Source organism: Pseudomonas sp. (assembly GCF_002796985.1).
Lineage (GTDB): Bacteria > Pseudomonadota > Gammaproteobacteria > Pseudomonadales > Pseudomonadaceae > Pseudomonas.
This window is the reverse complement of sequence record NZ_PEKX01000003.1, coordinates 36,255-53,841: the sequence shown is the minus strand read 5'-3', so window position 1 is coordinate 53,841 and position 17,587 is coordinate 36,255. Positions and strand designations below refer to the sequence as shown.

Sequence of the window (17,587 nt, the reverse complement as noted above, 5' to 3'; positions counted from 1 at the left end):
GAGCGCCGCCACCCATGCCTTGGTGATGCGCTATCACCAGGCCTGGCGTCGCCATGATATCGAGGCGCTGATGGCGCTGTTCGATGCGCAGGTGGAGTACAACGATTTCTTCCAGGGGCGTCGGATTGCGCCGAACGAATTGCGTGAGTACCTGCAGACCAGCATGCCAGCGGCGGGCGATGAGTCGCAGGTCTACACCGATCGGCTGCGGGTGGACGGCGACACGGCCTTCCTGCAGTACCAGGTAACCCTGCGTGGCACCGAGGGGCTGGTGTCCTTCCGCGCCACCGAGGCCTACACCGTGCGTGACGGCCGGATCATCCGCGTCAACGAGCAAGCCGCGCTGGTTGGCCAGCCGGAGAAGCCCGCCAGCGAGCCACAACCGCGCATGGCCGATAGCCGCCTGGGGCTTTCCGCGCGGCAGTTGAGCCTGCTCGGCGGGGATATCCAGCAGTATTTCCAGCAGACCCGGCCGTTCCTCAACCCCGACCTGGACATGCCCCAGGTGGCGGCGGCCACCGGCTATACGCGCAACCAGATTTCCTACTTCCTCAACCAGGTGCTGGGCCTGAGCTTCTACCAGTACCTGAACCAGCTGCGCCTGCGCCATCTGCTCGGCCAGCTCGACGGCGCCACCAGCGTCACGCGCATCGATGAACTGGCGCGGGCAGCGGGGTTCCGCTCGCTGTCGACCTTCTACCGCTGCTTCCGCGAGGAGACGGGGCTGTCGCCCAAGGCTTACCTGGAACAGCAGCGGGCCTGACCTTTGCGTAGGAGCGGACTCCGTCCGCGATGCTTCGGAGCGGCTTCAAGTCATCGCGGATGAATCCGCTCCTACGGGAGTGGCCCTGATGCCGCAACGCTGTCGATGAGCTTGCATGCCGCTCCGCGCGTGCCCGCATGCAAGTCACCCGCGTTATCAATCCTGCGCCCATTTCCCTATGCTCGGCCGACAAATATCCCAACCCGCTCAGGAGACCTTCGCATGCGCGACCAGCTCTATATCGATGGCCAATGGCAGGCACCCGCGAAAGGCGGCCGCTTCGAGGTGTACGAGCCCTCCAGCGAAGCCGTACTGACTGAAGTCGCCGCTGCCACCGGCGAGGATGTGGATCGCGCCGTGCAGTCCGCGCGCCGGGCTTTTGATGAGGGCGAGTGGGGCCGCAGCACCGGTAAGGAACGCGCCGGCTACCTGCGCGCCATCGCCGACAACCTGCGGGGCCGCCGCGAAGACATCGCCCGCCTGGAAGTGCAGGACAACGGCAAGCCGCTGCCCGAGGCGCAGTGGGATATCGACGACGCCATCGGTTGCTTCGACTACTACGCCGAGCTCGCCGAAGGGCTGAACGACGAGGGGGAAGTGGTCGCGCTGCCTGACGAGCGTTTCGCCTGCCGCGTGCTACGCGAACCGGTCGGTGTGGCGGGGCAGATCATCCCGTGGAACTACCCGTTGCTGATGGCCTCGTGGAAGGTCGCCCCGGCACTGGCCGCCGGTTGCACCGCCGTGCTCAAGCCTTCGGAACTGACGCCGCTGACCTCCCTGGAGCTGGCCGCTGCCGCCGATGCCGTGGGCCTGCCGAGGGGCGTGCTCAACGTGGTCACCGGCCTGGGCCGCGATGCCGGTTCGCCGCTCTCGGCGCATCCGGGCGTGGACAAGCTGGCCTTCACCGGCAGCGTGCCGACCGGGCGCGCGATCATGCAGGCGGCGGCCCAGGACATCAAGAACGTCAGCCTGGAGCTGGGCGGCAAGTCGGCGTTCATCGTCTTCGATGATGCGGATGTCGAGGCGGCGGTGGAGTGGATCCTGTTCGGCATCTTCTGGAACCAGGGCCAGGTGTGCAGCGCCACTTCGCGTCTGCTGGTGCAGGACGGCCTGCACGACCGGCTGATCGAGCGCCTGGTGGAAGAAACCCGCCGCATCACCATCGGCAACGGCCTGGAGCCGGGCGTGCTGCTCGGCCCGCTGGTCAGCGCCGGCCAGCACGCCAAGGTGCTGCAGGCCATCGAGGCCGGCGTGCGCGATGGTGCGAAGCTGGCCACCGGCGGCAAGCGCCCGGCGCACCTCGATAAAGGCTGGTTCGTCGAACCGACCGTGTTCATCGACGCGCCGCTGGAAAGCGCCGTGTGGCGCGAGGAAATCTTCGGCCCGGTGCTCGCCGTACGCCGCTTCAAGGACGAGGCCGAGGCATTGCGCCTGGCCAACGACAGCCAGTTCGGCCTGGCGGCGGCGGTGATGTCTGCCGATCCGTCGCGCTGCCAGCGCGTGAGCCGCGGCCTGCGCGCCGGCATCGTCTGGGTCAACTGCTCGCAGCCGACCTTCACCCAGGCGCCCTGGGGCGGCTACAAGCAGAGCGGCATCGGCCGCGAGCTGGGTGTGTGGGGCCTGGACAACTACCTGGAGACCAAGCAGGTCACCGAGTACCTCAGCGACCAGCCGTGGGGCTGGTACATCAAGTAAGGCAAGTCAGGTGATGTGATGAGGCAGCGGATAACCCGTTCCGGGTTATCCGCCCTACGTGCCGATCGGAGTGCTCGGAGGTTTCTCTGGAAGTTTTCAGAGCCAGAGCGAAAGCCGACGGCTGCATATACGCAGGATGGGTGGAGCGCAGCGATACCGATGCTGTCGGTGTGTGGCTTTGATGGGTATCGCTGCGCTCCACGCCATCCTGCGTTGAGCTCATACGGCGAAACCGGGGCACTGTCAGACCAATCCCTTCCCCTGCAGATGCTCGCGCAGGTACTCGATGAACACCCGCACCTTGCGCGTGCTGCGCCGGTGCGGCAGGTAGAGAACATGCACCCAGGGCCCGAAGGCGCTCTGGTCGCGCCAGCAATCGGGGAGCTGCTCCACCAGTTCGCCGCTTTCCAGATAGGGCAGTGCGCTCCACTGCGGCAGGAATTGCAGCCCCTGGCCGTCGAGCAGGCAGGAGAGCAGGAAGTCGTAGTTGTCGCTGGCGATGCGCGGCACCGGCTGGCGGATGCGGATGCGCTCGCCGTCCTTCTGCACCCACCAGAAATTCCGGTTCAGCAGCGGGTGGCGGAAGATCAGCCAGTCGTGCTGCTCGTAGTTCTCCAGCGTCACGTCCAGGCCCTTTTCCGCCAGGTACTTCGGGCTGGCGCAGAGCATCAGGCGGTTTTCGAGCAGCGGCTGGGCGATCACGTCCGGCAGGTCGATGGGGCCGTCGCGCAGGGCGATGTCATAGCCGCCTTCCACCAGGTCGACGAATTCGTCCAGCAGGTTCACCTCCAGACGCACCTGCGGGTGCTCACGCAGAAAGCGGCAGCACACCGCATTGAAGAAGGCCGGGGCGAAGGAGGGCGGCGAGACGATGCGCAGGCTGCCGCGCAGCTCGGTCTGCAATTGCTCGACTTCTTCGCTGGCGCGTTGCAGTTGCATCAGCGCCGAGCGCGCGCCTTCCAGGTAGATGTGCCCGGCCTCGGTCAGCGCCATGCGCCTTGTGGTGCGCTCGAACAGGCGCTGGCCCAGGTCGGCCTCCAGTTGCGCCACGCCCTTGGTGATCGCCGAGGGGGTCTTGCCCAGCTGTTCGGCGGCTCGGCTGAAGCCACCGTGGTCGGCGGTGGCGACGAACATGGTGAGGGCAGTCATTTTGTCCATGGATTGCTTCCTGGTATTGCTTCCTGACAGGAACAAAAGTTGTGCGGGAAGTCAGTGTTAAAGCCGCCGAGGCTTTTGCTTAACCTTCGTCACAGATCAACAATAACGAAGGCTCTGCGATGAAACTACTGATTCCGGCGCTGGTGTCGGCGGCTTGCGCTTTTTCCTCGATGGAAACTATGGCCGCCGCCGACCTCATCTTCCACGGCGGCAAGGTCTACACCGCCGAACCGGGCCAGCCGCTGCAACAGGCGCTGGCGGTGGAGAACGGCCGCATCCTCGCCGTCGGCTCCGACGCGCAGATCCTCAAGCTCCAGCAGTCCGCAACGAAAGTCATCGACCTGCACGGTCAGGTGCTGATGCCCGGCTTCATCGACGCCCACACCCACCTGGTCAAGGGTGGTCTGCAGATGCTCCAGGCCAACCTGGACAACCAGGACCTGCCGCTCGCCGAGTTCGAGAGCAAGCTGCGTCAGTGGCGTGACGACGGCCGCGCGCGGCGTGGCCAGTTCCTCTATGTCGGTGGCGTGCCGACGGCGTACTGGGACGAGCTCGGCGAGTTGCAGCAGCGTTTCAACCAGGGCGAATGGGCCACGCAGCCGATCCTCCTGGCCGGCGGCGACTACCACACCGGCTGGGCCAACCAGGCGCTGTTGGATCTGGCCGGAATCGACGCAGCCAAGGTCAAGTCGCTGAAGGGCGAAGAGCAGGCCACCCTCGGCCATGGCGCCGACGGCAAGCCCAACGGCTTCCTGGTGGATGCCGGCCTCTACCCGGTGCAGGCGCTGCTGCCGCTGGCGAGTAACGACGAGCTGCTCAAGGCGCTGAAGGGCGCGCAAAGCTACTACCACGAACTGGGCATCACCGCCTGGATGGAACCCCTGGCCAACGAGAACCCCGGTGGCGACATCCACAACGATTCCGTCGGCGTGCTGCCGGCCTACAAGATGCTGGCGGAGCAGGGCGGCCTGACCGCGCACGTCGCCGCCTTGCTGATGGCCGACTCCAAGGCGACCCCAGCCGACCTCGACGAGCTGGACAAGGTGCGCCAGCAGTTCGCAGGCGTTACGAACCTGACCCTGCCGGGCATCAAGGTCTTCGCCGACGGCGTGGCCGAGGTGCCGGCGCAGAGCGCCGCGATGCTCGAGCCCTACAGCAACTCGAAGAAGTACGGCGAACTGCTGATCGACCCCAAGCACTTCGGCGAACTGGTCAGCGCTGCCGACGCCCGTGGCTGGCTGGTGCACATCCATGCCATCGGCGACCGCGCGGTGCGCGAATCGCTCAACGGCATCGAGCAGGCGCGCAAGGATCGCCACAGCGGCATCCCGCATTCGATCACTCACTTGCAGATGGTCAACCCGAAGGACTTCCCGCGCTTCAAGGCGCTCGACGTGATCGCCGCCATGCAGCTGTACTGGGCCGCCGCCGACGAGAACAGCGTCGACCTGGTCAAGCCCTACGTCAGCGCCATGGCCTTCCTGCACATGTACCCGGCGCGCTCGCTGCTGAAGAACGGCGCGACTATTTCCGGTGCCAGCGACTGGCCGATCACCACGCCCGATCCGTGGAAGGCCATCTACCAGGCGATCCAGCGCGTCGGCCCGAAGGGCGTGCTCAACGCCGCCGAGGACATCGACCGGCAGACCATGTTCCAGGCCTACACCCTCAACGCCGCGCGCACCCTTCGCCTGGAACAGAGCATCGGTTCGCTCAAGCCGGGCAAGCAGGCCGACCTGGTCCTGCTCGACCGCGACGTGTTCACGGTCAAGCCCGAAGCGCTGCGCGACACGCGGGTGCTCAAGACCTGGTTCGCCGGCCGCGAAGTCTATAGTCGTTCGAGCGATCCGCTTTAACTCTTCGTAGGATGGGTGGAGCGAAGCGATACCCATCGATTCTGTGCGGCGAAACAGGGGTTTCGCTGCGGTACGTGTGCACGTTGATTGATCCGGAGCGTTTTTGGCGCTCCCCATAAGTCCAAGTAGTAACAGGAGCCTTGCCGTGATTCTTCACACCTTCACCACCGACATCCGCGACCCGCTGCAGCGTGGCCGGCAGATCGGCGAAACCTTCGCCGAGCAGATCCGCCAGACCGTGGCGCTGTACCTGGACTTCTTCCCGCGGGTCGGCGTGGAGCTGGACAAGGCACGCGCCATCGGCGAAGCCAGCCTCGCGGCGCTGGCCGACTGGTGCCCGGCCCTGGCGAAGGAAGTCGAAGGCCTGGCCCTGGGCGTGTCCTTGCCGCTGTGGCAACTGGCGGCGTTGAATGCGCGCACCGAAATCCTCGCGGTGATGCCCGAGCAGCCGGTGGAAGGCGAGTGCTCCACCTCCGTCTACGCCCCGGCCGGCGCGGCTGCTCCGCGCAGCCTGCAGACCTGGGACTGGCACGACAGCCTGGTGCCCCACGGCCTGCTGCTGGGCTTCACCGGCAGCACCGGCCTGACGGCCAAGCTGTTCACCGAGTTCGGCATGCTCGGCAAGATCGGCGTGAACAGCGCCGGCTTGGGCGTGCACTTCAACATCCTGCACCACGCCAGTGACGATGGCAGCGCCGGCGTGCCGGTGCATGCCATCGCCCGCCGCGTGCTGGAGGAAGCCACCAGCGTCACCGAGGCCATCGACCTGGCGCGTTCGGCGCGGGTCAGCGCGTCCACCGTGCTGACCGTGTTCACCCGCAATGACGTGCGCGCCCGTGCCGCCAGCATCGAGATGAGTCCCGCGCACACCGCCGTGGTAGTGCCGCGCGAAGATGGCTGGCTGCTGCACACCAACCACTTCCTCGACGGCGAGCTGAGCTGGGGCGAGCGCACGGCGGACGTGTCCACCACCTACGCGCGCCTGGATCACCTCAAGGCCGCCACCGCCGGCATGACCGGCAAGGCCCTGCGCGAACGCGCCGACGCCTTCTGCGGCGCCGACGGCGATCAGGCGGTGGTTTGCTTCCACCCGGACATGTCCGAGCCAGACACCGAGCGCTGGGAAACCCTGCTGAGCATCGGCCTGGATACCGTTGGCTGCTCGCTGGAGTACGTCGCCGGTACACCGAAGAAGATGGCGGATGAGGGGTTCCTGCGGTTCTGAGATTTTCGTGTTTGAAAGCGCCCTCACCCTAACCCTGGCTGCGCCGATCAGTCCCCGCTCCGGAGGGAGAGGGGACTGATCGGCGCAGGTTGAAGCCACAGTGTCAGCCGTTACGGACGGCCCCCTCTCCCTCTGGGAGAGGGCTGGGGTGAGGGTATTGCCCGAGTGCCGACTGCCCCAGTCTGCGTCGCCGAACTACCGGCGCATAACCCGTTCCGGGTTATGCGCCCTACGTATCACCACCTACAAACCAACGCCTGCATGGCAGCCCACCCGCCGCCGCGCGGGTTTCGTGTTGCCACAAAAACAAGAGTGAACCGCCATGATCGACCACACGCCCGCAGCTCCCGGCTCGCGCTCGGCCTTTCGCACCTTCTGCGTCTCCGGCATGGGCACCGCGCTGGAGTTCTACGATTTCGTCATCTACGGCTACGCCGCCGCGCTGATCTTCCCGCAGTTGTTCTTCCCCGGCATGGACCGCCTGACCGCCGTGCTGGTCGCCTTCGCGGCGTTCGGTGCCGGTTTCTTCGCCCGCCCGCTGGGCGGCGTGGTGTTCGGCCACCTGGGTGACCGTTACGGCCGGCAGAAGGCGCTGGTCGCCACCCTGGTGCTGATGGGCATGAGCACCTTGCTGATCGGCTTCCTGCCGACCCACGCCAGCATTGGCGCGGCCGCGCCCGTCCTGCTGGTGCTGCTGCGCCTGGTGCAGGGCTTCGCCGCCGGCGGCGAGTGGGGCGGGGCGGCGTTGTTCGGCATCGAGGTCGCACCCAAGGGGCGTCGCGGCCTGTGGGGCAGCTTCACGAGCATGGGCATCGGCATCGGCGGGATCTTCGGTTCGGCGGTGTTCGCCATCGTCAGCTTCGCCTTCGACGACGACCTCTCCGGCATCGCCTGGCGCATCCCGTTCTGGCTCGGTGGCCTGCTGGTACTGGTCGGCCTCTATGCGCGCCTGCAGAACACCACACCGCAGCCCAAGGCCGCGCTGAAAGCCGAGGCGCGCATGCCGCTGATGGAAGCCTTCCGCCGTCGTCCGCGCGAGCTGCTGCTGTGCATCGGCATCGCCTTCGGCTACGTCACCATCGCCTATATCGGCAGCACCTTCTTCCTCGCCTACGCGACCGACATCGGCTACAGCAGCAGCCACGCCCTGCTGTTCGATTTCTCGCTGTCGGTGGCCATCGTCGCTTCCGCGCCGTTCTTCGGGCACCTGTCGGACCGCTTCGGCCGTCGCTCGGTGATGATCTTCGGGGCGGCGATCATGGCGCTCGGGCTGTTCGCCTTCTTCCCGCTGATCGGCCTGCACAACCTGCCACTGGCGCTGCTGGCCTATGTCGCCGTGGGCTTCTTCATGGGCGCGACCCAGGGGCCGATCCCGGCCTTCCTCGCTGAGCAGTTCCCGCGGGAAATGCGCTACTCGGGGATTTCCTTCAGCTACCAGATCGGTGCGGCACTGGGCGGCGGCACGGCGTCGAGCATCGCCACCGCCATCCTCATCGCCAGCGGGCGCAACCCGTTCGGCGTGGCGCTGTACGGCGCGGCGGCACTGCTGCTGGTGGCGGTGTGCTCCTGGCTGCTGCGGGAAACCTCGCGCCTGCCGATGGAAGTGATCGACCGCGACGACGCCGCGCCAGTCGAGGCATCGGTACAGGCGATCAGTTGACCGCGCGTGCCCTGGTGCCAGGCACCAGCCCAAGCACCAGGGCGCAGCCGGCGAGGATGATCAGCGCACCCACGCCCTGCATCAGCGACAGGCTTTCGCCCAGCACCAGCGCGCCCACCAGCACGGCGACCACGGTGACGACGAATTCCACGCTGATGGTCTTCGTGGCGCCGATGCGCGCGACCAGCTGGAAGTACACGACGTAGTTCACCGCGCTGAGCACGCAGCCGCAGATCAACAGGAAGAGGAAGTCGACTGGCTGCGGCGTGCCGGGCACTGGCACCCAGATCAACAGCGGCAGCGTCAGCAGCCCGCCGATCAGGAAGGCCCCACAGGTCACTTCCCAGGGCCCGGCGGTGCGCAGCTTCAGGCTCGCGTAGTTGCTGCCGAAGGCCGCGCAGACGGCGCCGAATACCGAGGCCGCGCTGCCAAGGATGAACTCGTGGGTAATCGGCACCGCCGGGAAACCCACCAGCAGCACCATGCCGCAGAAGCCCAGCACCAACCCGCCCAGGCCACTCCAGGTGATGCGCTCCAGGCCCCAGAGGCGGCCGATGAGCATGGAGAACAGCGGAATGCCGGCGACGAAGATCGCCGCCATGGCCGTGCCGATGCGCGGGGTGGCGTAGGTCATGCCGATCAGCTGGCCGGCCACGGTGGTCGCGCCGACCACGCAAAGCGGCTTCCACAGCCCTTCGAAATTCAGTCGGCGCCCGGATAACCTGGCCACCGCGAACAGCGTGAAGCTGGCGATCAGCGCACGGAAGCTGACCGCGCCGACCCAGCCGAACCCGGCGATGGCCTTGAGCAGCACGAGAAAGGACAGCCCCCAGCCAATCGCGAGGAACAGGTAGGCGGCAAGGTCGCGCGGTTGCATACGACTCCGGGGGCACAAGGCAGAAGGTGGGTCAGCGAAGCGCGGCGGCGAATGCGCCTGTCATGCTGGGCTCCAGGGTGGCTGGAGCCCAGCTTACGGGTGGAATGGTCCGTCGCCGAGTGCCAATCGCGGGGACTTCGACAGTGCCAATCAGTCTTCAGTCGGCACAGATGCCGAGGATCGCCCGCGCCGCCGCTTCGGTACCGCGCGACGCTTGCATCTGTTCGCGCACGGCGCTCAGGCGTTGTGCCATGGCGTGGTCGGCGAGCAGTTCGGCGAGGGCTGCGGGCAGCGCCGCCAGCGGATTCTCGTAGCGCGGCAGGTAGCGCGCCACGCCGACTTCCTCGGCACGCCGGGCGTTGTCGTGGCCGTCCCAGCAGTACGGGATGATCACTGACGGCAGGCCGAAATACAGGGCTTCGCAGAAGCTGTTGTTGCCGCCGTGGTGGATGAACAGCTGGCACTCGCGCAGCACCGCCGGCTGCGGAAACCAGCTGTCGAGGTAGACGTTGTCCGGCACCGTGTCGTAGTGCTCGCGGTAGGCGCCGACGTTGATCAGGAAGCGGAAGGGCAACTGCGCCACGGCGTCGATCAGCCGGCGCATCATCGCCACGTCGGCCGCGCCGAGGCTACCGAAGCTCACGTAGATCAGCGGTGCGTCGTCATGCCGGGGGAACTGCGGCGGGATGTACGGCGCCTCGCTGCGCACACAGCCGTCGAGGTACAGGTAGCGCTCGGCGGGCAGCGGCTTGTCGCGCTCGTAGCGTACCGGCGCCGGCGAGAGCAGCAGGTTGAGCCAGGGCGAGTCTTCGAGGAACTGGCCGGCGGGCAGGGCAGGGTGGCCGCACTCGGCGAGGAAGCGGGCGAAGCGTTCGTGAGCCGGCTTCGTCGCTTGCAGGTAGTGCTCGCGGTAGCTCGTGCAGGCCTGTGCATCGCGGCTGCTGGCGCCGGACAGGTAGGGCGGCACGGCGGCGTCAGGCAGCTCGGTTTCCGCGCAGGAGACCATGCGCACCCAGGGGCAGCCGGCGGCGGCGATGGCCGGGAAACTGACCACGTTGTCCAGCACGATGGCGTCCGGTTTGAGCCGGGCGAGCAACTGCTGCAACGGCTTCTCCGACTCGATGGCGGTATCGATGATGGCTTCCCAGGCCGGCACCACGTAGCTGTCGATCTGCGCCAGGGGCGGCTGGTCGAAATAGGGCACGTTGCGCTCGATGAAGCGCTCCCAGTAATGCTGGTGGTCGGCGGCGGACAGCGGCGAGTCCAGTTGCAGCGGGTACTCGGCGAAACCGTACTCGGCGAAGATGCCCTGGAAGTGCGCATGGCAGATGAACACTGGGCGCGCGCCGAGTTCGCGCAGGGCCTGGGCGATGCCGATGCAGTTCAGCGCGGCGCCGAAGCTGGCCTCGGGGAAGAAGGCGATGGTTCTTGTTCTTTGCGTCATGGGCACGTCCACGCTGTTACTCACGGATACCGCACGGGCACTGCGTGAAACTGATACTGCATTTTTTCGTTAAAAAAAACACCGCCATTGAAAAATAGTTAGCGCCGCACACCGGCGAACGACTGCGGAATCCCGCGGTTGGCGGTCTGCGGGCGTTGCGCAAAGGACAGCCGCAGGTGCAGGCGCATCAGGTCGGCGGCGACTTCCAGCTGGCCGCGTTCGATCTGCTCGATGATCCGCAGGTGCTCGCGCAGGGCTTCCTGCAGGCGGTGCACGCTGACCATCGGCAGCAGGTTGGGCAGGCGTCGCAGGCGCTGGTGCTGCAGCAGGGCGTCGCCGACGAAGCGGTTGCCGCAGCCCTGGGCGATCAGCTCGTGGAAGCCGATGTCCAGCTCGCGGAACTGCGCCACGTCGAAGCGCTCGATGGGCGCGCCGAGCAGGTCTTCCATGGCGCCGCGCAGCAGCGCGAGGCGCGCCAGATCAGGGTCGAAGCCGGGCGCCAGCAGCGCTTCCGGCTCCAGGATCAGGCGATAGCGCAGGCTGTCTTCCAGCGCCGCGAGGTTGTTCAGCAGTGGGCGGAACGACCAGCTCTGCCCGGCGCCGCGCTCCAGCACCTGGTCTTCGCTGAGCTGCGCCAGCACCTTCTGCGCGGCGGCGCGGCCGATCTCGTAGCGGCGCATCAGCTCGCTGGCGCTGAGGCTGTTGCCCAGTCGGCCGGCCATGCGGTCGCGCAGCACCGAGGCGGCCAGTGCCTGTTCCTCGGCCTGGGGCAGGGCGGGGCCGAGCACCTGGGCGGAAGGGTCGGCCGCCAGCCGATAGCCCTTGCCCGGCTCGTGGGCCACCAGTTGCTGTTCCAGCAGCAGGTCGAGGCCCGCGCGGATCAACGTGCGCGACACGCCGAAGGTGCGCGCCAGTTGCAGCTCGGACAAGCCGTCGCCATTGCCCAGCCCCGTGTCCTGGGCGTGCTCGATGATCCGCCGGGCCAGTTCCAGGTGGTTGGTACGCGGTCTTTTCTCGGTGTCCTTGCTCAAGCGAGTGCTCTCCAGCAGGCCCCGGATGCAGGGCGACCCGTTATGCCACAGCGAAGGTGGTGCAACAAGAATGCAAGAAAGTGTTGACTTCGCCAGTGGTTCGGTTTTTATTTTGAAAAAAAGACATGTAGTACGCTTTTCGTTCCGCTGCCGTCGACACAACAACAATCAATCGTCAGGTGCGCAAGATGAAGCTGAAGACCATGCTCTACGCAGGGGCAACCCTCGCGCTCACGCTGTCCGCCACCACGGCCAGTGCCAAGGATCTGGTGATCTCCATCTGGGACGGCTACATGGCCCCGGATAACCTGGAGAAGTTCCAGAAAGCCACCGGGCTCGAAGCCGACAAATCCCTCCACGCCACCAACGAAGAGATCATGGGCAAGCTCATGGCCTCCGGCGGCGAAGGCTATGACGTGGTGTTCGTTTCCTCGCCCTTCGCCGAGATCCTGCACAAGCAGGGCCTGCTCGCCGAGATCGATCCGGCCAAGGTGCCGAACCTGAAGAATCTCTACCCCGAAGCGCAGAAGCTCGAGTACGACGTGGGCAACCACTTCTCCGTGCCTTACACCTGGGGCACCACCGGCATCTGCTACCGCTCGGACAAGGTCAGCCCGGCGCCTTCGAGCTGGAGCGACCTGCTCAAGCCCTCCGACGCCCTCAAGGGCAAGACCACCATGCTCGCCACCGACCGCTGGCTGCTGGGCGCGGGCTTCCTCGCCAATGGCTGGTCGGTGAACGACGGCAATCCGGAGCAGATCAACGCGGTGCGCGACCAACTGATCGCCACCAAGAAGCGCCTGCTGTCCTTCGACGACACCACCTTCTACTCCAAGCTGGCCTCGGGCGAAGCGCTGATGGCCCACGCCTGGGACGGCTGGTGCAACTACGGCACCCAGGCCAACGAGTCGATCAAGTTCGTGGTGCCCAAGGAGGGTTCCGACCTCTGGGTGGACACCATGGTCGTGCTCAAGAGCTCGAAGAACCCCGACGCCGCCTACCGCTTCATCAACTACATGCTGGAGCCGGCGAACCACGCCTGGGTCGCCGAGAACATCCTCTACAAGGTGCCCAACCAGGCGGCGATGGCAACGCTCAAGTCGGACCTGCTGGCCAAGTACCCGAACCTCACCACCACGCCGGCGGAGCTGGTCAAGCAGCAGCAGTTGCGTGATGTCGGCGGCTCCACGCAGAAGGCCTATACCCGCGCCGTGACCGAGATCATGGCTGCGCAGTAAGCCAGCGCCGGGGCGTCGACGGCGCCCCCGATCCTCACTCCGGAATAACCCTGAAGCACCCCGCCTGAGCGGGGTTGGGGGAACTACGCATGACCGCTTTGTCCGCCGACCGGAAACTCTCGGCCTGGCTGCTTGCCCCCGGCCTTGGCTGGCTGGCCCTGTTCCTGCTGCTGCCGTGCCTGCTGGTGCTGGTCTACAGCTTCCTCGAGCGCGGTGCCTATGGCGGCATCGACTACGTGTTCACCTGGGAAAACTACCGCCGCGCGGTGGACCCGCTGTACCTCGACATCCTCCTGCGCTCGGCGAAGATCGCCGGCCTGGCCACCCTGTTCGCGGTGATCATCGGCTACCCGGCAGCCTACGCCATCACCCGCAGCACGCCGCGCCGGCAGGCGGTGTTCCTGTTCCTGGTGATGCTGCCGTTCTGGAGCAACTACCTGATCCGCACCTACGCCTGGATCGTCCTGCTCAACCGCGAAGGCCTGCTCAACCGCCTGTTCAACCTGCTGGGCTACAGCGGCGAGCCGATCAACCTGCTGTACACCGACGCCACCGTGGTGCTGGGGCTGGTCTACAACTACATCCCCTTCGTCATCCTCGCCATCTACAGCTCGCTGTCGCGCATCGACAACGAACTCTGGGAAGCTTCGCGCGACCTCGGCGCCTCCGGCTGGACCACCTTCCGCCGGGTGATCCTGCCGCTGTCGGTGCCGGGCGTGGCCGCCGGCGCGGTGTTCGTCTTCGTGCTCTCGATCGGCAACTTCATCACCGCCGACCTGCTGGGCGGCAAGCAGGTGCAAATGGTCGGTAACCTGATCTACGCGCAGTTCCTCACCGCGCGCGACTGGCCGTTCGGCGCGGCGCTGAGCTTCTTCCTGATCGGCATCATGCTGCTGCTGTTGTTCATCCAGGCCATGGTCTCGCGCCGGGCCCAGGGCGCGGAGGGCGAACGCCATGCGTAACGCTTCCGGCATCGCTCTGGGTACTCACCTGTGGCTGGTGTACGCCTTCCTTTATGTACCGATCCTGGTGCTGATCCTGCTGTCGTTCAACGCCAGCGGCCTGCCCACCGCATGGGGTGGCGCTTCGCTGAAGTGGTACGCCAAGCTGCTGGCTAATACGTCGATCCAGCACGCGGCGCTGAACACCCTGATCGTCGCGCTGACTTCCACTTTCATTGCCTGCGTGCTGGGCACGCTGCTCGCCCTCGGCGTGGAGATGCGTGCCCGCAACAACCCCGGCAAGAAAGGCGCAAACCTCGCCGACACGCTGCTGATGGCGCCGATGATCATCCCCGACATCGTCCTGGCCATCGCGCTGCTGAGCTTCTTCAACCTGCTGAAGATGAGCCTGGGGCTGCACTCGATCATCCTCAGCCACGTGGTGTTCAACATCGCCTTCGTCTGCGCGGTGGTGCGCACGCGGCTCAAGCACTTCGACTACTCGATCCTCGAAGCCTCCATCGACCTGGGCGCCGGCTGGTTCACCACCGCGCGGCGGGTACTGTTGCCGGCGATCTTCCCCGGCGTGATGGCCGGCGGGCTGCTGGCGTTCACCCTGTCGGTGGACGAATTCATCATCGCCTTCTTCAACTCCGGCTCCGGCAGCGCCTCGACCACGCTGCCGATGCAGATCTACTCGATGATCCGCTTCGGCGTGACCCCGGAAATCAACGCCCTCGCCACCCTGGTGATGCTGGTCAGCTTCACCGCACTGTTCGCCTCCCAACGTCTGAACAAGGTGCCCAAAGCCCATGACTAAGTCTTCCGACCTGCTCGTCCTGGAGCAGGTGAGCAAATCCTACGGCGAGGGTCTGACGGCGGTGGACCAGGTGTCGCTGAGCATCCGCGAGAACGAGTTCTTCGCGCTGCTCGGCCCGTCCGGCTGCGGCAAGACCACGCTGATGCGGATGATCGCCGGCTTCGAGACGCCCAGCTCCGGCGCCATCTACCTGAACGGTCAGGACATCTCGCCGCTGCCGCCGAACAAGCGCCCGCTGAACCTGATGTTCCAGTCCTACGCGCTGTTCCCCAACATGAGCGTGCGCGGCAACATCGCCTACGGCCTGGAGATGGAGAAGCTGCCGGCCGCTGAAATCCGCCAGCGTGTCGATGCGGTGCTGGAAACCGCCCAGCTCGGCCCGCTGGCCAACCGCCGCCCGGACCAGCTCTCCGGCGGCCAGCGCCAGCGTGTCGCCCTGGCCCGCGCGTTGGTCAAGCGCCCGCGCGTGCTGCTGCTGGACGAACCGCTCGGCGCGCTGGACAAGAAGCTGCGCGAGAAGATGCAGCTCGAACTCAAGCGCCTGCAGCACGAGAGCGGCATCACTTTCATCATGGTCACCCACGACCAGGAAGAAGCCCTGGTCATGTCCGACCGCATGGCCGTGCTGCGTGACGGCAAGGTCTGCCAGTGCGGCAGCCCCAGCGAGCTTTACGAGAACCCGGGCAACCGCTTCGTCGCCGACTTCATCGGCGTCAGCAACCTGATCGAGGGTCGCCGTGTCGGCACCAATCGCCTGCAGGCCGGCGATCAGGTGCTGAACATCGAGACCACCGCCGAGTCGAGCCCCGAGAGCGTGACCCTGGCACTGCGCCCGGAGCGCCTGCGCGTGCTTACCGACGCCACGCCGGCTACCGACAACCAGATCCTTGGGGAGGTGGCCGAAGTGGCCTACCACGGCCTGGACACCAACCTGCACGTGAACACGGCGCTGTCCAGCAAGCCGCTGATCGTTCGCGTGCCTTCCTCGGACTACGACTACCTGCGCCTTGCCACCGGCATGCCGGTGCGCCTGGGCTGGGATGCGCGGCATGCCCGCGTGCTGACTCACTGATTCGCCTGAGAACAAGACTGACGGGACTGCACCATTAATGGGAGAGCACCATGAGTAGTGAACGCAAGGTCATCGCCTTCTTCCCCGAGGCCGCCTACGGCCCGGCCCTCAACTCCGTGGGCATCGCCCAGGCCTGCGAGGCGCTGGGGCACAAGGCGGTGTTCCTCACCGATCCGGGGATGACCGGGGTCTATTCGGCCTACGGCTTCGAGGAACACTACGTGAACATGTCCGAGCCGATGCCGGCCGAGGAGATGGCGCGCTACTGGACCGACTTCATCAACGGCCACATCCCCAACTTCCGCAAGGCGCCCATCGAGCAGCTCGACAACTACGTGAAGGAGTGCTGGGAGGCCATCGTCTCCACCTCCAAGTGGGCGCAGAAGGAGCTGCCGGCGATCCTCGACAAGATCCAGCCGGACCTGATCTGCGTCGACAACGTGATTCTCTTCCCGGCCATCAAGCATTACGGCAAGCCCTGGGTGCGGATCATTTCCTGCTCGGAGAACGAGGTGCACGACCCGGACATCCCGCCGTACCTGTCGGGCATGAGCGTGGACGACAAGGACGGCCACGCGCGTTTCCAGAAGCGCTTCGAGGAAGTGATTGCGCCGATCCATGCCGACTTCAACGACTTCCTCGCCGAGTGTGGCGAGCGCCCGTACCCGCTGGGCACCTTCTTCGAAGAGTCGCCCTACATGAACCTGCTGCTCTACCCGGACCCGGTGAAGTTCGCCCGCCGCCATCCGCTGCCGGCGCGGCAGTTCCACTACCTGCAGGGCTGCGTGCGCAGCGACAAGCCCTACGAGATTCCGCAGTTCAAGGCGCACAACGACAAGCCACTGCTGTATGTCAGCTTCGGCAGCCTCGGTTCGGGCGATGTCGAGCTGCTCAAGCGTCTGGTCACCACCATTGGCAAGCTGCCGTACCGCGCACTGTTCAACGTCGGTGAGCACCTGGAGAAGTACACCGACCTGCCGGACAACGTGGTCGTCTCCAACTGGTACCCGCAACCCTCGGTGATCGCCCAGGTCGACGCGGTAATCCACCACGGCGGCAACAACAGCTTCACCGAGTGCCTGTTCTTCGGTAAGCCGGCCATCGTCATGCCCTACGTCTGGGACGGCCACGACAACGCCATGCGCGCCCAGGAAAGCGGCCACGGCCTGCGCATGGACCGCTACGACTGGAGCGAGGAAGACCTGGCGCGCAACATCGCCCAGTTGCTGGGCGACGGCGTGATGCAGCAGCGCCTGGCACGCACCAGCGACTACATGCGTTCGCGTAAGGGCCCGGAAGATGCCGCGCGCATCCTCGACCAACTGGCGCAAGGCAAGGCGGTGAAACATGCCTGAGTTCAAAGCTGCTTTCCTTAATGGAGAGTCCACTGCGCCGCACATCCGCGGCGCCCGCGAGTATGACGACCTGGTGGACTGGGGCGTGCAGTCCGATGCGCTGGAAGGCGTCTCGCACTCCAGCGGACGCCTGCTGTTCAAGGGCCCGAACAACAGCCCGGAAACCGGCCTGTGGGTCTGCACTCCCGGCCGCTGGCGGCTGTCGATCCCGCGCGATGAGCTGTGCCACTTCGTCACCGGGCGCGCCACCTACCGTTCCGACGAGGGCGAGGTGATCGAGGTCGAACCCGACACCCTGGTGCTGTTCCCGGCCGGCTGGACTGGCGAATGCACCGTGCACAGCACGCTGCGCAATCTCTACATGCTGGCCTGAGCGCGTAGGGCGCATAACGCCCCAGGCGTTATCCGCCGTTGATTTCCACCCGACTCCATCGGCGGACAACCGCAAGCGG

15 protein-coding genes are annotated in these 17,587 nt (G+C 66.1%); 11 read left to right on the top strand and 4 right to left on the bottom strand.

Features of this window, described 5'->3' with window-relative positions:
• Positions 1-25: 25 nt before the first annotated feature.
• Positions 26-763, top strand: a complete 738-nt coding sequence (locus tag CTR55_RS02730) for a nuclear transport factor 2 family protein (protein ID WP_296284086.1) — start codon at positions 26-28, stop codon at positions 761-763.
• 222 nt (positions 764-985) lie between these two features.
• Positions 986-2,458: an aldehyde dehydrogenase family protein gene (locus CTR55_RS02725; RefSeq protein ID WP_296284011.1), complete on the top strand. Its 1,473-nt coding sequence runs from the start codon at positions 986-988 to the stop codon at positions 2,456-2,458.
• A gap of 243 nt (positions 2,459-2,701) precedes the next feature.
• Here the strand turns inward: CTR55_RS02725 and CTR55_RS02720 are convergent, their stop codons facing one another.
• Positions 2,702-3,616, bottom strand: a complete 915-nt coding sequence (locus tag CTR55_RS02720; protein ID WP_296284010.1) for a LysR family transcriptional regulator — start codon at positions 3,614-3,616, stop codon at positions 2,702-2,704.
• Positions 3,617-3,735: 119 nt separating this feature from the next.
• Between CTR55_RS02720 and CTR55_RS02715 the strand changes: the two genes are divergently transcribed.
• The 3 genes from CTR55_RS02715 (at position 3,736) to CTR55_RS02705 (ending at position 8,357) form a co-directional block, all read left to right on the top strand.
• Complete coding sequence (locus tag CTR55_RS02715) at positions 3,736-5,472, top strand: amidohydrolase (RefSeq protein ID WP_296284009.1); 1,737 nt, start codon at positions 3,736-3,738, stop codon at positions 5,470-5,472.
• Between the two features lie 145 nt (positions 5,473-5,617).
• Positions 5,618-6,697 (top strand): C45 family peptidase, encoded by a 1,080-nt coding sequence (locus CTR55_RS02710; RefSeq protein WP_296284008.1) that lies wholly within the window; start codon positions 5,618-5,620, stop codon positions 6,695-6,697.
• Positions 6,698-7,019: 322 nt separating this feature from the next.
• Positions 7,020-8,357, top strand: a complete 1,338-nt coding sequence (locus CTR55_RS02705) for an MFS transporter (RefSeq protein ID WP_296284007.1) — start codon at positions 7,020-7,022, stop codon at positions 8,355-8,357.
• On the opposite strand, the gene CTR55_RS02700 is transcribed toward CTR55_RS02705, so the two are convergent.
• From CTR55_RS02700 to CTR55_RS02690, 3 genes are all read right to left on the bottom strand, one after another.
• Complete coding sequence (locus CTR55_RS02700) at positions 8,350-9,234, bottom strand: DMT family transporter (RefSeq protein WP_296284006.1); 885 nt, start codon at positions 9,232-9,234, stop codon at positions 8,350-8,352. The two genes, CTR55_RS02705 and CTR55_RS02700, sit on opposite strands and share 8 nt — an antisense overlap.
• Before the next feature lie 157 nt (positions 9,235-9,391).
• A complete protein-coding gene (locus tag CTR55_RS02695; protein ID WP_296284005.1) occupies positions 9,392-10,678 on the bottom strand; it encodes a glycosyltransferase in 1,287 nt (428 codons plus the stop codon).
• A gap of 98 nt (positions 10,679-10,776) precedes the next feature.
• Positions 10,777-11,709 (bottom strand): GntR family transcriptional regulator, encoded by a 933-nt coding sequence (locus CTR55_RS02690; RefSeq protein ID WP_296284004.1) that lies wholly within the window; start codon positions 11,707-11,709, stop codon positions 10,777-10,779.
• 188 nt (positions 11,710-11,897) lie between these two features.
• On the opposite strand from CTR55_RS02690, the gene CTR55_RS02685 reads away from it, so the two are divergent.
• The 6 genes from CTR55_RS02685 (at position 11,898) to CTR55_RS02660 (ending at position 17,508) form a co-directional block, all read left to right on the top strand.
• Positions 11,898-12,947 carry a spermidine/putrescine ABC transporter substrate-binding protein gene (locus tag CTR55_RS02685; RefSeq protein WP_296284003.1) on the top strand — a complete coding sequence of 350 codons (1,050 nt, stop codon included), beginning with the start codon at positions 11,898-11,900 and terminating at the stop codon, positions 12,945-12,947.
• Positions 12,948-13,036: 89 nt separating this feature from the next.
• Positions 13,037-13,909, top strand: coding sequence for an ABC transporter permease (locus CTR55_RS02680; RefSeq protein ID WP_296284002.1), 873 nt, complete (start codon positions 13,037-13,039; stop codon positions 13,907-13,909).
• Positions 13,902-14,708: an ABC transporter permease gene (locus tag CTR55_RS02675; RefSeq protein WP_296284001.1), complete on the top strand. Its 807-nt coding sequence runs from the start codon at positions 13,902-13,904 to the stop codon at positions 14,706-14,708. Before CTR55_RS02680 ends, CTR55_RS02675 begins: the two co-directional genes overlap by 8 nt.
• On the top strand, positions 14,701-15,780 hold the full coding sequence (locus CTR55_RS02670) for an ABC transporter ATP-binding protein (protein WP_296284000.1): 1,080 nt from the start codon (positions 14,701-14,703) through the stop codon (positions 15,778-15,780). Before CTR55_RS02675 ends, CTR55_RS02670 begins: the two co-directional genes overlap by 8 nt.
• A gap of 50 nt (positions 15,781-15,830) precedes the next feature.
• Positions 15,831-17,135: a glycosyltransferase gene (locus CTR55_RS02665; RefSeq protein ID WP_296283999.1), complete on the top strand. Its 1,305-nt coding sequence runs from the start codon at positions 15,831-15,833 to the stop codon at positions 17,133-17,135.
• On the top strand, positions 17,128-17,508 hold the full coding sequence (locus CTR55_RS02660; protein WP_296283998.1) for a cupin domain-containing protein: 381 nt from the start codon (positions 17,128-17,130) through the stop codon (positions 17,506-17,508). Before CTR55_RS02665 ends, CTR55_RS02660 begins: the two co-directional genes overlap by 8 nt.
• Positions 17,509-17,587 lie beyond the last annotated feature (79 nt).